Here is a 14,582-nt window from a genome sequence, read left to right as displayed (position 1 = left end):
ATGCCGGGCCGGTAGCGACCCGCCGTTGTGTCAGACCAGCGCCGGACCGGTCAGACCATCAATCATCACCTGCGGAATGCCGCGCGAGCAGTGCTCGATTCGTCCATCGACGCCATAGACTTTCGCCAGGGTCGCGGGCGTAATCACCTTATCCGGCTGCCCCTGCGCCACCAGTGCCCCCTGTTTCAGCATCAGCGCATGCTGCGCATGACGCAGCGCAATATTGATATCATGCACCACCACCACCGTGACGATGTTGCGCAGGGCAGTTTCGCGCCGCACCAGATCCATCACATGAAACTGATAGTTAAGATCCAGCGCGCTCAGCGGTTCATCCAGCAGCAGCAGCTCAGGGCGACGGATCAGCGACTGTGCCAGCCCGACTAACTGCTTCTGTCCGCCGGAGAGCTGATCGAGATAGCGCATCGCCAGATGGGCAATGCCCAGCTGCTCCAGCAGGTGCATGATTTCGGCTTCGCTGCTGGCGCTGTGCAGGCCGCCGGAGGCGCGCTGTGCCACAATGATCGACTCCAGCACATGCAGATGCACGCCTGCAGGCAGGGACTGCGGCAGATAGACCACGTTCTTCGCCCGGCGGGCAAACGGCTGGGTCATGAGATCCTCGCCGTTGAGCCACATTTCGCCCTGCCCTTTGTTCAGTCCGGCCAGGGCCCGCAGCAGTGTCGATTTGCCGCAGCCGTTGGGCCCCAGCAGCACGGTGATCTCCCCACGCGGCAGCGGCGCCACGTTGAGATTCTCAATCACCTTATGTTTTGGGTAACCGGCACTGAAGCCGCGTAACGTCAGACCCTGTTCCATCACACTGTCCCCCGGTGACGCAGAATAATACTCAGGAAGAACGGCACGCCAATCAGTGAGGTGACGATGCCGACCGGGATGATCACGCCCGGTAGCAGGTTTTTCGACGCGACCGAGGCCAGCGACAGCACCAGCGCTCCGACCAGCGCGCTGGCTGGCAGATAGAAGCGGTGATCTTCACCAAACATCATGCGGGCAATATGGGGAGCGACCAGGCCGATAAAGCCAATCGGGCCGACAAAGGCCACGGCCAGCGCCGAGAGAATACTGATGCGCAGCAGCGTCGCCAGACGCAGACGACGCACGTCAATGCCAAAGCTGACCGCCCGATCCTCACCCAGCCGCAGCGCCGTCAGCTTCCAGCTGCTCATCATGGAGAACGGCACCAGGATCGCCAGCGCCACGGTCAGGACGCCCAGCTTCTCCCAGGAGGCGCGCGCCAGGCTGCCCATGGTCCAGAAAACCAGCCCCTGCAGGGTATCTTCGCTGGCGATGAACTGCATCATGGAGACCAGCGCATTGAAGGTAAAGACCAGTGCAATGCCGAAGAGCACCACGCCCGCCGAGGAGACCTGGGTCCAGCGGGTGATGCCGTCCAGCATCAGGGCGGCAAACAGCGCAAAAACGAAGGCGTTGGCGGAGATCAACCACTGGTCAGGAATGCCGGGGATGCCGATGCCGAGGATGATGGCCAGCGCGGCACCAAATGCCGCCGCCGAGGAGACACCGAGGGTAAAGGGGCTGGCCAGCGGGTTATTCAGAATGGTCTGCATTTCTGCGCCCGCGAAGCCGAGCGACAGGCCCACCACAATCGCCATCAGGGCATAGGGCAGACGGATGTCCCAGACGATGACGCGGGTTCCGGCGTCGACACTGTCGGGACTGAGCAGCGTATTCCACAGCGTCTCCAGCGAGAGTCCGGCCGGACCCAGCGTGAAGTCGAGGACCAGCGAGGCGATGATGGCCAGCAGCAGCACGCCGATCCAGATGACGCGGCGACGCAGCACCAGTTGGTAGCTATGCATGCTGTGCTGACGCGTCTCTTCTCCCGCCAGCAGCGAAGTTTCGGTAGTCATGTTTTAACCCTGTGTGGCTATCCTGTCAGAAAACGCAGCCACAATAGTGCAGGTGATAATAATTATCAATTCGTGAAGATAAGCGAGACGTGAAAAAAGGGTAAAAAACGGTGTTGCAGGCGGGAGAATGGCTCAGGGAGCCTGTGCCTTTCGCAAAGACGCAAAACCCGCCATCCCTGGCGGGCTCAGCGCGGACCATCCCTGGCCCGCTATGCTTTGCTACAGGCACAGGCTCCCATCGCTTCACGATTCCTGCGGCCTGCCAGAACTGCGGCAGGCACCGTGCGCAGGAGTCAGCGCACAGAACTAATCTTTATGAACCGGGAAATCCATCTCGCTGTACTTCACGAAACGGCTGCCGCGCGTCAGCTTGTAGCCGAACCAGATGATCAGGAACAGCGGAAGGCCGATGTAGGTGGCCGCTACGCTGTACCAGTCGATGGTGTCGTTGAGAAACGCCTGATAGTTCTGACCCAGCGTGATGATCAGGCAGAGCACAAAGGCGAAAATCGGACCCAGCGGGAAAAAGCCGGAGCGGTAAGGCAGCGCGTTCAGGTCATGTCCCTGAGCGACATAGCCGCGACGGAAGCGGTAGTGACTGATCGCGATACCGAGCCAGGCGATAAAACCGGTCATGCCTGAGGTATTCAGCAGCCAGAGGTAAACCTCCTGATTGCCAAATTTCGAGGTCAGGAAGCAGAGTCCCGCCACCACCGTCGTCGCCCAGAGTGCATTACGCGGCACGCCGCCTTTAGAGAGTCTGGCGAAAATACGCGGCGCTTTGCCTTCACAGGCCAGGTTGTAAAGCATACGGGTTGAGGCGTACATGCCGGAGTTACCCGCTGACAGCACGGCCGTCAGGATCACCGCATTCATCACCGCCGCCGCTGACAGCAGACCGGCATTCTGGAACACCAGGGTGAACGGACTGACGCTGATATCGTTGATGTCATTGTGCAGCAGCTTGGGATCGGTGTACGGCAGGATCAGGCTGATAATCAGAATCGCGAAGACGTAAAACAGCAGGATACGCCAGAAGATCTGCCGCACCGCACGCGGGATATTTTTTGCCGGATCTTCAGATTCGCCCGCCGCGATACCGATCAGCTCGGTGCCCTGGAAGGAGAATCCCACAATCATCGCCACACCGATCATCGCCGCAAAACCGCCCGCAAATGGCGCTTCGCCCACCTGCCAGTTATGCCAGCCCGCGTGTTCTGCACCGCGCATAATGCCGGTGATCATCAGCACGCCAACCACGATAAAAATCACCACGGTGGCCACTTTGATCAGCGAGAACCAGTATTCCGCTTCACCAAAGCCTTTGACGGAGATGTAGTTGAGCATGAACATCAGGCCCAGGAACAGCGCGCTCCAGATCCAGCCTGGCGTGTCAGGGAACCAGTAATTCATCACCAGCTGTGACGCCACCAGATCAACCGCGATGGTCACCGCCCAGTTGTACCAGTAGTTCCAGCCGAGTGCGAAACCAAAGCCCTCTTCGACATATTTTGCGCCGTAGGTGGCAAACGAACCGGACACGGGCATAAAGGCCGCCAGTTCACCCAGGCTGGTCATCAGGAAATAGACCATCAGACCGATGAGCATATAGGAGAGAAGTGCTCCGCCGGGTCCGGCCTGAGCAATAGTGGCACCCGATGCGACAAACAGGCCGGTTCCGATGGAGCCGCCGATGGCGATCATGGTGAGATGACGTGCTTTTAGTGCACGCTGTAACGCAGGTTGTTGTGTTGTTTTTGAGTCATTATGCATGTGTAAACGCTACGAAGGGTAAAAATGAGGCGAGATTGTAGCAGCCAGCTCGCCTCTGTATAGCGAAGCCACGCTGTTATTAGTTAAGTTCATGATCGCGCCCGAATTATTAGCGGTCACTCACGGCAGTAGGATAAAAAGCGCGTCAGCGCTTTGGAAATATGCTTCTGCCGGTGATGGATGCGATAGAGCGTCCGGGTCAGGCGCGGCAGCGGAATCGCCAGTTCGATCAGCGTTCCCGCCTCCAGCAGATCGGCGATCACCCGGCGCGACAGGCAGCTGATCCCCATGCCGTGGCGCACCGCATGTTTAATCGCTTCAGAGTTACCAAGCTCCATCCCCAGCTGAAAGCTCGGCAGGTGAGACAGCAGCAGATAATCGACGATTTCACGAGTGCCGGAGCCGCGTTCGCGCAGGATCCAGGGGGCGTCAGCCAGCGTTTTCAGGGTGACCGGCTGCTGCAGAACAGGCGCATCCGGCGCGGCAAACACCACCAGCTCATCCTCCAGCCAGGGTTCACTGACCAGTTCGGTCATATGGCACGGCCCCTCAATCAGGCCCACATCGACGCGGAAGTCGGAGACCGCCTGAATCGCATCCTGACTGTTGCCTACGCTCAGCTCCAGCGGCAGGCCGGGAAAATCGCGTCGCCAGGCCGCCATCATGCCCGGCAGCAGATAGTTACCGATGGTGCTGCTGGCGAAGATGCGGATGGCCCCGTTGTCCTCTTTGAACAGCTGCTCAATCTCCCCCGCCTGCTCCAGCAGACCCACGGCGCGGGGATAAAGCAGGCGGCCATGTTCGTTCAGCACCAGTCGTTTACCGACCCGATCAAAGAGCTGAACCCCAAGCTGACTCTCCAGATCGGCCAGCGCCGCGCTGACCGCCGACTGCGACAGCGCCAGCAGCTGCGACGCCTGGGTCGTCGAGCCACTCTTGAGCACTTCGGTAAAGACTTCGATTTGCCGCAGCGTAATGTGCATCGTCGATCCTTAAGTCTGTTAATGTCTGACGAGATAGATGATCAGCGCCAGCCAGATCAGCCCCACCACCACCAGCCAGCCTGCGATTTTTTTGCCGCGGGAACGCCGGGATGCGGCCCTTTCGCTGCTGCTGATGCGCACCTCACGCGGCAGCAGGCGCAGCAGCAGCATAACACCGGTCGGGATGATGACCGCGTCATCCAGCAGTCCCACAAACGGGATCACATCCGGGATGAAATCGATCGGGCTGACGCCATAGGCGACCAGGCCCAGCATGCCCAGCTTGTTCCACCAGGGCGTGCGCGGATCGCGAAAGGCGAACCAGAGTACCAGCACATCCCTCTTGATCAGCGTTGCCCAGCGGCGCAGACGCAAAACGCTCATAATGTCGGCCTTATCGTTTATTCCGGTTGATTATAAATATATTATCAATTTCACTTTTAAGCCAGTGCGCGCCATGATCGACACTCACTGAAGAGGAGTGACCCTTATGGCCGAACTGAGCATCGTTAAAACGCACTATCCCGTTGTGCGCCTGTTTCCCGGTCTGCTGCTGACCGCCGCGCTCGCCGCTGCGGCGAGCTGGCTGGGGCAACAGCCGTTGATCGCGGGGCTGGGACTGGGTTCACTGACGCTGGCGATCATGCTGGGCATCGTGGTCGGGAATAGCGTTTACTCCCCTCTCTCATCACACTGCGACAGCGGCGTCGCGCTGGCGAAGCAGAAGCTGCTGCGGCTCGGGATCATCCTGTTTGGCTTTCGTATTACTTTACAGCAGATTGCCGATGTCGGCGTCAGCGGCATCCTGATCGATGCGCTGACCCTGAGCAGCACCTTCTTTATCACCTGTCTGCTGGGTATCCGGTTACTGAAGCTGGATCGCGAAACCGTCTGGCTGATTGGCGCAGGCAGCAGTATCTGCGGTGCGGCAGCGGTGCTGGCGACCGAGCCGGTGGTCAAAGCCGCGCCGTCGAAAGTCGCGGTGGCCATCGCGACCGTGGTGCTGTTCGGCACGCTGGCGATCTTCATCTATCCCCTGCTCTGGCCGCTGGCGCATCATCTGTTTCCGGCTCTGAGTGTTGCACAGTTTGGCGTTTTCACCGGCTCCACGATTCATGAAGTGGCGCAGGTGGTGGCAGCCGGACACAGTATCAGCCCGGAAGCCGAAAACAGCGCGGTCATTGCCAAGATGCTGCGGGTGATGATGCTGGCCCCGTTCCTGCTCTGCCTGGGGACGATGCTGCGCAGCGGGCGTCAGGGCGGCGCCCGTCAGCCGGTGACCTTTCCCTGGTTTGCCTTACTGTTTATTGCGGTCGCGCTGTTTAACTCGCTGCAGCTGCTGCCTGCTGCGCTGGTGGCCTCACTGAATCAGCTGGCTGGCCTGCTGCTGGCGATGGCGATGGCCGCGCTGGGCTTAACCACCCGTTTCAGCGCGCTGCGTGAAGCGGGCGTTAAACCTCTGTTGCTGGGTGCGCTGGTCTTTGGCTGGTTAATCGCAGGCGGTGGCACGATCAATCTGCTGGTGCAACATTTCATGGGCTAACCGCATCGGGTATCATGCCGTTTCATCCGTGCATAGCCCCAGGAGAAAGGCATGAAATATATTGGCGCACACGTCAGTGCGGCAGGGGGGGTGGATCAGGCCGTGATCCGCGCCCATGAATTAGAAGCCACCGCCTTCGCCCTCTTTACTAAAAATCAGCGTCAGTGGAAGGCCGCCCCGCTGACCACTGAAGTCATTGATGCTTTTCGCGCCGCCTGCGAGACTTATCACTTCACATCACAGCAGATCCTGCCGCACGACAGTTTTCTGATTAACCTGGGCCATCCGGTTGAGGAGGCGCTGGAGAAATCCCGCGCGGCCTTCATTGATGAGCTGCGGCGTGCTGATCAGCTGGGGCTGACGCTGCTGAACTTCCACCCCGGCAGCCATCTGCATCAGATCGATGAGGAGAGCTGCCTGAAGCGCATCGCTGAGTCGATCAATATCGCGCTCGACCAGACGCAGAACGTTACCGCCGTCATCGAAAATACGGCCGGTCAGGGCAGTAATCTGGGCTTCCGCTTCGAGCATCTCGCCACTATTATTGAGCATGTCGAAGACAAATCGCGTGTCGGGGTCTGCATTGATACCTGCCATGCGTTTGCCGGCGGGTATGATCTGCGAACCGAGGCAGACTGCGAAGCGACCTTTGCCAGCTTTGAGCGCATCGTCGGTTTTCAGTATCTGCGTGGCATGCACCTGAACGACGCCAAGAGCGCCTTCGACAGCCGCGTTGACCGCCATCACAGTCTGGGAGAAGGAAACATCGGCAGGACGGTGTTCAGCTGGCTGATGAAAGATCCCCGCTTCGATGGCATCCCGCTGATTCTGGAAACCATCAATCCCGATATCTGGAAAGATGAGATTGCATGGCTGAAAGCCGAACAGCAGGCATAGAAAAAGGAGCCTGAAGGCTTTTCCAGACGGTGATGACATCAAAGCGAGGGAAGCAGGTACCTTATCAAAGCAAACAGGGAGCCATCTGGCTCCCTGTTTATTTCACTTCCGCGTATCAGGCTTTCGCCAGCTGCTCTTCCGGACGTTTCAGTACCGCGTAGCTCAGACCCGCAATCGCGGTGCCGATGACGATCGCCATCAGATAACCGAGTACCGGGGTAATCGCGCCAGGGATCAGCAGAACGAACAGTCCACCGTGCGGCGCCATCAGTTTCGCGCCAATCGCCATGGAGATGGCACCGGTCACCGCGCCACCCACGATGCAGCAAGGCAGAACACGCATCGGATCGCGGGCCGCGAACGGAATCGCACCTTCAGAGATAAAGCAGAGACCCAGAACCAGCGCCGCTTTGCCCCCTTCCTGCTGACCTTTGTTGAACTTACGACGCGCAACCAGCGTGGCCACACCCATCGCCAGCGGTGGCACCATGCCTGCGGCCATGATGGCGGCCATCGGGGCATACGTCTGCGAGCTCAGTAAGCCAACGCCAAACGCGTAAGCCACCTTGTTCACCGGACCACCCATGTCAGTACACATCATGCCGCCCAGAATTGCGCCCAGCAGAACCGCGTTGGCGGTGCCCATGTTCGCCAGCCAGTGGGTCAGACCGTTCATGATGCCCGCAACCGGTTTGCCTACCACGTAGATCATCAGCAGGCCGGTAATCAGACTGGCAAACAGCGGAATAATCAGTATCGGTTTCAGCGCTTCCATACTCTGCGGCAGTTTAACTTTGCCGCTGATCAGCTTCGCCGCATAACCGGCAATGAAGCCCGCGATAATGCCGCCTAAGAAGCCGGCGTTGATGCTGGTGGCGATCATCCCGCCAATCAGACCCGGGGTCAGACCCGGACGGTCAGCGATGGAGAAGGCGATAAAGCCCGCCAGTACCGGCACCATCAGGGCAAAGGCGCTGCCACCACCGATTTGCATCAGGGCAGCCGCCAGCGTGCCCGGCTCTTTGAATGCGGTGATACCAAAGGCAAATGAGAGTGCGATGCTCAGACCGCCTGCGACCACCATCGGCAGCATATAGGAGACGCCGGTCAGCAGATGACGATACGCCCCTGCGCCGCCCTGCTTTTTCTCCTCTTCTGCGCTGGCGTTGCTCTGTCCGCTGGCAGCCGCTTTATAAGGCTTCGCTTCGGCTACCGCTTTATCCAGTTCCTGGGCGGTTTTCTTCAGCGCCAGTCCGGTTGAGGTGCGGTACATCGGCTTACCGGCAAATTTCGCCAGGTCGACTTCGATATCAGCGGCCACGATCACCAGATCGGCTGCCGCCACTTCTTCCGGGGTAATGGCGTTACCGGCCCCGACTGAACCGCGGGTTTCAACTTTCACCCACCAGCCGCGACGGGTTGCTTCGGCCTGAATCGCCTCTGCCGCCATAAAGGTGTGCGCCACGCCGGTCGGACAGGCGGTAACGGCAACCACACGTTTCTGCGCGCCAGCCTGAGCCGGTGCCGCAGCAGATGCGCCCGCCGGTGTCGCCACCGCAGCCTGCGACTGCCAGGTTCTGGCTTCTGCTTTCGCGCGGTTCAGGAAGGTTTCCGGCTCACGGACGGCCAGCTGGACATCGCCCTGCCAGAGCGCTTTGCCGTTCAGCGCCGCGTCGTCCGGCACGTTTTTACCCAGCACAATCACCAGTTCAGCATCGGCAGGGTTTTCAGTCAGGGTCAGGCCCGCAGCAGCTGCCGCAGCAGCCAGGCGCTGTTGCGCCATGTAAGCGGAAGCCAGTCCCAGTGTAGGGTCTTTTATCAGCAGCGTTTTCATTATCGCTCTCCTGCTGTCAGTTAACGGGTTGTAAGTCGACACGCGCCATCATGGCGGCCAACTGAGTTCGATCGGATACACCAACATTACTCTGGCTGACGGCCATCGCCGCCACGGCAGTGGCAAGACGCAGCGTATGCTCGCTGGACTCGCGCATCAGCAGACCATAAATCAGGCCGCCCACCATCGAGTCGCCGGCACCCACGGTGCTGACCACATCGCAGACCGGGGGTTTGGCAATCCATTCGCCAGAGGCATTGACCCACAGCGCCCCTTCTGCGCCCAGTGAAATCACCACATGGGCGATGCCCTGCTCACGCAGTTCGTGCGCGGCACCAATGACATCCTGCAGCGTCGGCAGTTTGCGACCGGCCCAGATTTCCAGCTCACGGCGGTTAGGCTTCACCAGCCACGGGGCGGCTTTCAGTCCTGCCACCAGCGCCTCACGGCTGCTGTCAAAGATGATGCACGGGCAGTGGGTGCGCAGTTCGGTCATCCAGCGGGTAAAGGCGTCGTGATCGACTCCTTCCGGCAGGCTGCCGCTGACGCAGACCATATCGAACTGGCCCAGCCACGTCAGGGAGTCGGTGGTGAAGCGATCCCAGTCCTGACCCGTCACCTGAAAACCGGAAAAATTCAGATCGGTCACATCGCCGGTCTGTTCGGTGAGTTTCACGTTGATGCGGGTGCGGCCTGGCACCACCTGAAAACGGTTAGCAATACCCAGCTCGCTGAACAGCTGCTGGAAGCCATCCTGATTCTCTTTGCCCAGGAAGCCGCCGACGGTCACGTCAATGCCCAGATCTTTCAGGACTTTGGCGACGTTAATGCCCTTGCCCGCCGCATGCAGTCCGGTGGTTTTCACCAGATTGACTTCGCCGCGTTCAATTTCAGGGGTATAGCCCACCAGGTCATACGCCGGATTCAGCGTAATGGTGGCGACACGTCTGCTCATGCTGCCCCCTCGCCCAGACCACTGCTGATCGCCTCTTCAATGGCGTTCAGCGCCTGCTGAGCATCATCGCCGCTGGCGGTAAAGCGCAGGCGATGCCCTTTCTTCACGCCCAGCGCGACCACTTTCATCAGGCTGCGACCATTAGCAGGCTTACCGCTGCCGTCGAGGTTGGTCACGGTGATCTCGCTGTTGAACTGCTTGATAACGCTGACCAGCGCCGTGCCCGGACGGGCATGCAGGCCATGTTCGTTGCGGATGGTGAATTCAGCGGTCAGCACGTCAGCCTGCTCATCGACTTCGCTGGTCAGCAGCGCATAAACGCCTGCGGCATCCGCTTTCAGCAGACGATCGGCTTTCCCCTGCTGCAGTAAGGCGCTCAGGTAACCCAGTACCTCCAGTGGACGTTCATCGGTTGCCGACACGCTGATTAGCATCGCAGCCGATTCGCCCTGATGGTCGAAGGGATGCGCAGCACGGCTGATCGCCACGCCACTGCGCAGGTTGCCCAGGCTGCTGTCACTGAGCCAGATGCCCTGCCCCAGGTTCAGCGGGGAGGCTGAAACTACATCCGCCACATAGCTGGCATCCACAACGCCAGCGGATTGCAGACGACCGGCGTTCATCGCCTGTAAGGTGATCAGGTCGCTGGCCGCGACGTCAAGGGTAATTAATGCGGTGTCGAAGCTGAATTCGGCGGCTTGTTTCTCGCCCATCAGCAACGCACGAAGATCTTCAGCAGAGGCGGTTTTCAGCTGTTCGGCAACGGAGTCATCGCTCAGAACGTGGGTCAGCTGACGCAGCAGCGCCAGATGCTCATCAGACTTCGCGGCAATGCCGATGGCGACATAGGCGGTCTGATCGTCACCCCAGGCAATGCCCTGCGGGAACTGAAACACCTGAACGCCGGTTTTCAGCACCAGATCGCGGGTGTCTGTGGTGCCATGAGGGATAGCGATGCCGTTACCGAGAAAGGTGGAGGTTTGCTGTTCGCGTGCCAGCATGCCGTTGACATACCCTTCAGTCACATTGCCCGCCGCGGTTAACGCGGCAGCGACCTGACGAATGGCCTCTTCTTTATTCTGGGCGCTGGCTCCGGTATGGATAGCCTGCAATTCGAGCTGGAACATAATTCTCCTCGCTTGCTGAGATTGAATCGTTTCAGCCGGTGGGGAGATTTTTGCGTCGCACTGTCAGGGACAGGTTGCCGGACCACCGCTGAAACGTTTCAGGGATTGTGGTACAGCGCGATTCTGCAGGCAAGAAAATGCGCAAACGGCGTAGCAGATTTTTGATGTTACGCACATTTCATGACGGTTGTGAGGCAGAAAGGCCGATCCGGCTGAAGCTGTTGCTGTAAGGCAACCGCGCCGTCAGAAAAACGTCAGCTGCGTCAGCGCCTCAGGGGGCCGTATCCGCTTCCAGCTGCAGCAACCAGGTCATCGCCTGCTCGCGCGAGTCGCCGCACATGCTCGCTTGCGGCTGCAGCCCGGAACAGACGGCGGGACGCAGGGGCGAACCAAAGAGTTTGCAGCGCAGCAGCGCATCAAGCTGAATGCAGGGGGTATTGGCGGGCTTGCCGTCGGGCATACCGGGGATGGGGGATGAGATAGAGGGTGCCGTGCAACAGGCACCGCACTGGCTACGGCATTGCATGCTGAGCTCCGGCAAAGAAAGTCGCGGCGACAATAGCAGTCCGGCGCGACAATTACCATGAATGCGGCGGCCTGACGCAAAATTTCGCACCCGCGATATTGCCAGTTTTCACCGGCGCGAGTAACGTTGCGCGCACTTCACTCTCAAGATAGCGAGAACAGCAATGCCAAAAGCCAACGAAATCAAAAAAGGGATGGCCGTCACGCACAACGGTAAACTGCTGCTGGTTAAGGACATTGATGTCCAGAGCCCCAGCGCACGCGGTGCCGCCACCCTCTATAAGATGCGCTTTACCGATGTCCGCACCGGTTTAAAAGTTGAAGAGCGCTTCAAGGGCGACGAGATTATTGATGCGATTTCGCTCAGCCGTCGCAGCGTGACCTTCTCTTATATAGATGGTGACGAATATATCTTTATGGATGACGAAGACTACACCCCCTACACCTTCAAACGCGATCAGATCGAAGAAGAGCTGCTGTTTATTCCGGAAGGAGGCATTCCGGGTATCCATGTGCTGACGATGGAAGGCCAGGTGCTGGCACTGGAACTGCCCCAGACGGTCGATATGGAGATCGTTGAAACCTCGCCGGGTATCAAAGGTGCTTCTGCCAGCGCCCGCACCAAACCCGCAGGAATGAGCACCGGCCTCTCGATTCAGGTGCCGGAATATCTGAGCAACGGTGACCGCATCCGCATCCATATTGCCGAACGTCGCTATATGGGGCGCGCCGAGTAGGTAGAGGGCGGGAAACCGATCGTGATAATGTTATAGTATTACATTATCACGCTATCCCCGGCAGGAGCCTTTCCCATGACGCGCGTTAATCTCATCACCGGTTTTTTAGGCAGCGGAAAAACCACCCTGCTCTGCCATCTGCTGGCCGCCAGGCCCGCAGGCGAACAGTGGGCCGTGCTGGTCAATGAATTTGGCGAAATCGGCATCGATGGCGCGCTGCTGGCGGATCGCGGCGCGACGCTGAAAGAGATCCCTGGCGGCTGTCTCTGCTGCGTCAATGGCCTGCCCATGCAGGTCGGGCTGAATATGCTGCTGAAGAGCAGGCCCGACCGGTTGCTGATAGAGCCGACCGGCCTGGGGCATCCGCGTCAGGTGCTGGAGATGCTCAGCGCACCGGTCTATCAGTCGTGGCTGCAACTCAATGCCACCCTGACGCTACTCGATGCGCGCCAGCTTGCCGACCCGCGCGTGGTCGCTGATGAGAACTTTCGCGACCAGCTGGCTGCTGCCGACATCATTATTGCCAATAAGCGCGACTGCTGGGAGGATGAAGATCGTCAGCGTCTGACTGACTGGCAGCAGCAGATGCAGCCGCCACGTCCGGTGATAGCGACCGAGTTTGGCCGGATTCCCTCCGGCCTGCTTGATACGCCGCGCCAGCCACGTGAACTTCCCCTGCCACACCATCATCACCCTCACACGACGAAACCGGCGAGCGGTCTGGCCGCCTTACAGCTGGAAGGAGCGGCGCGCTGGCGGCGGGCGCTGAACCACGGACAGGGCTATAGCGCCTGCGGCTGGCTGTTTGATGGTGACACATTGTTTGACGCCGCTGCGCTGCTGGAGTGGGTCCGGCAGGCGCCGGTGGATCGGATCAAAGGCGTGATGCGCACCCGCGAAGGCACAATGCGTATTAACCGTCAGGCAAAAGAGTTGCAGAGTGAGACACTCGCCGCCACGCCACCCGACAGCCGCATCGAGATTATTCATTCTGAGCAGGCTGACTGGAATCGGCTACAATCGGCGTTGTTGAAGTGCCGTTTACGCTAACAGAGGTATTGTCGGCGGTTATTTTTTTAATTGAGCTTACTTATGCGCGCAATTCGTCTTATTACTATCCTGCTACTGAATGCCCTGGGCGTCGTGCTCTTTCTTTCGTGGTATCTGCCGCCTCAGCATGGTTTCTGGTTTGGCATCGATAAATCCATTTTTTATGGCTTCAATAATCAGATGGTGACCCATCCGCTGTTTGCGCTGATCGTCGCTATCACTAACTTCCGTGGCTTTGATGTGGTGTCACTGCTGGCGATGGGCCTGCTGTATCTGTCGATCTGGCGACATGAAGCGCCTCAGGCACGCCGCCGGATGCTGGCGATCGGTATCACCATGCTGCTGACTGCCGTGGTGCTGAATCAGCTGGGGCATCTGCTGCCGGTGAAACACTCCAGCCCGACCCTCTTCTTCGAAAACGTGCATCGCGTCAGTGAGCTGACCGGCATTCCCGCCAAAGATGCGTCGAAAGACAGCTTCCCTGGCGACCACGGCATGATGCTGATTATTTTCGCCTGCTTTATCTGGCGTTATTTTGGTTTCAGCCGTTTTTTAATCGCGCTGGCAATTGTGGTGCTATTTTCTCTGCCGCGCGTCATGGCCGGGGCGCACTGGTTTACCGATATTGCCGTGGGATCGCTGTCCGTGGTTCTGGTGGGTCTGAGCTGGTGGCTTTTAACCCCTGCCAGTGACGCGCTGGTTAACTGGTTTTATCGCAAATTACCGGGAAAATATAAGCCCGTGATGTAAATGTTAAGCGCGGTCGGTTTATTTGACAGGATGTTAACTGCCCGCGCTAATAAAAAACAGCTCATCATTATTAGTCTGCTAATTAAAATAGCGAGAGGAAAAGGTTATGACCCCGCCAGGTGGTTAAATAGTCGTCACCCGCCGCTGTCAATAAAGAAAATTCCAGAATCCGTTTCTATGCGCCGAATTGGCGCCCCTTTTACCGCTTGTTATCGCCATCATTTCCCCATAATTGTTGCTAAATTAGTCAGCGTGTTACGGTTTGATTTCACATCAAAAAAACCTATATAAAATTGATTAAAAGCACTCGCCACGGCGTGTGTAATCAGTTAACCTCAGTCCCTGTGAGGCATTAGCGGCAGAAAATTCGGATTTTTACCGTGAAAAAATGTGTCCATTAACACATTTTAGTCATTAAGGATTTGTCTTAGTCTGTCTCGCTTATTAATCTCCCTGTTTTGTTATCTGGCTGGCGACAATTCTGTCGTAAGGACATCGAAGGAAAACCCGAAT

14 protein-coding genes are annotated in these 14,582 nt (G+C 58.5%); 5 read left to right on the top strand and 9 right to left on the bottom strand.

The window, feature by feature from the left end; translation table 11 throughout:
* Positions 1 to 30: 30 nt before the first annotated feature.
* From F3I47_RS08670 to F3I47_RS08650, 5 genes are all read right to left on the bottom strand, one after another.
* Positions 31 to 819 (bottom strand): ABC transporter ATP-binding protein, encoded by a 789-nt coding sequence (locus F3I47_RS08670; RefSeq protein WP_046102230.1) that lies wholly within the window; start codon positions 817 to 819, stop codon positions 31 to 33.
* Positions 819 to 1,895: an iron ABC transporter permease gene (locus F3I47_RS08665; RefSeq protein WP_150028862.1), complete on the bottom strand. Its 1,077-nt coding sequence runs from the start codon at positions 1,893 to 1,895 to the stop codon at positions 819 to 821. Before F3I47_RS08665 ends, F3I47_RS08670 begins: the two co-directional genes overlap by 1 nt.
* Before the next feature lie 306 nt (positions 1,896 to 2,201).
* A complete protein-coding gene (locus F3I47_RS08660) occupies positions 2,202 to 3,668 on the bottom strand; it encodes an amino acid permease (protein WP_150028863.1) in 1,467 nt (488 codons plus the stop codon).
* A 116-nt stretch (positions 3,669 to 3,784) separates the two neighbouring features.
* On the bottom strand, positions 3,785 to 4,651 hold the full coding sequence (gene yieE, locus F3I47_RS08655; RefSeq protein ID WP_009089154.1) for a DNA-binding transcriptional regulator YeiE: 867 nt from the start codon (positions 4,649 to 4,651) through the stop codon (positions 3,785 to 3,787).
* An 18-nt stretch (positions 4,652 to 4,669) separates the two neighbouring features.
* Positions 4,670 to 5,035 (bottom strand): YkvA family protein, encoded by a 366-nt coding sequence (locus tag F3I47_RS08650; protein ID WP_046102233.1) that lies wholly within the window; start codon positions 5,033 to 5,035, stop codon positions 4,670 to 4,672.
* A gap of 106 nt (positions 5,036 to 5,141) precedes the next feature.
* Between F3I47_RS08650 and F3I47_RS08645 the strand changes: the two genes are divergently transcribed.
* Positions 5,142 to 6,194: a YeiH family putative sulfate export transporter gene (locus F3I47_RS08645; RefSeq protein ID WP_150028864.1), complete on the top strand. Its 1,053-nt coding sequence runs from the start codon at positions 5,142 to 5,144 to the stop codon at positions 6,192 to 6,194.
* A gap of 51 nt (positions 6,195 to 6,245) precedes the next feature.
* Positions 6,246 to 7,091 carry a deoxyribonuclease IV gene (nfo, locus tag F3I47_RS08640; RefSeq protein WP_150028865.1) on the top strand — a complete coding sequence of 282 codons (846 nt, stop codon included), beginning with the start codon at positions 6,246 to 6,248 and terminating at the stop codon, positions 7,089 to 7,091.
* A 115-nt stretch (positions 7,092 to 7,206) separates the two neighbouring features.
* Here nfo and fruA read toward each other — a convergent pair whose 3' ends face one another.
* The 4 genes from fruA to F3I47_RS08620 all read right to left on the bottom strand — a co-directional run bounded on the left by fruA (position 7,207) and on the right by F3I47_RS08620 (position 11,533).
* Positions 7,207 to 8,925 carry a PTS fructose transporter subunit IIBC gene (fruA, locus tag F3I47_RS08635; RefSeq protein ID WP_046102236.1) on the bottom strand — a complete coding sequence of 573 codons (1,719 nt, stop codon included), beginning with the start codon at positions 8,923 to 8,925 and terminating at the stop codon, positions 7,207 to 7,209.
* Positions 8,926 to 8,941: 16 nt separating this feature from the next.
* Positions 8,942 to 9,880, bottom strand: a complete 939-nt coding sequence (fruK, locus tag F3I47_RS08630) for a 1-phosphofructokinase (RefSeq protein WP_009089145.1) — start codon at positions 9,878 to 9,880, stop codon at positions 8,942 to 8,944.
* Positions 9,877 to 11,007 carry a fused PTS fructose transporter subunit IIA/HPr protein gene (gene fruB / locus F3I47_RS08625; protein WP_009089143.1) on the bottom strand — a complete coding sequence of 377 codons (1,131 nt, stop codon included), beginning with the start codon at positions 11,005 to 11,007 and terminating at the stop codon, positions 9,877 to 9,879. The genes fruK and fruB overlap by 4 nt, the downstream gene beginning before the upstream one ends.
* Before the next feature lie 271 nt (positions 11,008 to 11,278).
* Entirely contained in the window at positions 11,279 to 11,533 is a 255-nt protein-coding gene (locus F3I47_RS08620; protein WP_009089140.1) for a YkgJ family cysteine cluster protein, read from the bottom strand.
* Positions 11,534 to 11,696: 163 nt separating this feature from the next.
* On the opposite strand from F3I47_RS08620, the gene yeiP reads away from it, so the two are divergent.
* The 3 genes from yeiP to F3I47_RS08605 all read left to right on the top strand — a co-directional run bounded on the left by yeiP (position 11,697) and on the right by F3I47_RS08605 (position 14,069).
* The gene (yeiP, locus tag F3I47_RS08615; RefSeq protein ID WP_009089138.1) at positions 11,697 to 12,269 is read left to right on the top strand and encodes an elongation factor P-like protein YeiP; all 573 of its coding nucleotides are present in this window, start codon (positions 11,697 to 11,699) and stop codon (positions 12,267 to 12,269) included.
* A gap of 75 nt (positions 12,270 to 12,344) precedes the next feature.
* Positions 12,345 to 13,319 carry a GTP-binding protein gene (locus F3I47_RS08610; protein ID WP_150028866.1) on the top strand — a complete coding sequence of 325 codons (975 nt, stop codon included), beginning with the start codon at positions 12,345 to 12,347 and terminating at the stop codon, positions 13,317 to 13,319.
* A gap of 42 nt (positions 13,320 to 13,361) precedes the next feature.
* Positions 13,362 to 14,069, top strand: coding sequence for a phosphatase PAP2 family protein (locus F3I47_RS08605; RefSeq protein ID WP_009089134.1), 708 nt, complete (start codon positions 13,362 to 13,364; stop codon positions 14,067 to 14,069).
* Positions 14,070 to 14,582 lie beyond the last annotated feature (513 nt).

It is taken from the genome of Pantoea sp. M_10 (assembly GCF_008631515.1).
GTDB classification, from domain to species: Bacteria; Pseudomonadota; Gammaproteobacteria; order Enterobacterales; family Enterobacteriaceae; genus Pantoea; species Pantoea anthophila.
This window is presented reverse-complemented; position numbering and strand designations above follow the sequence as displayed.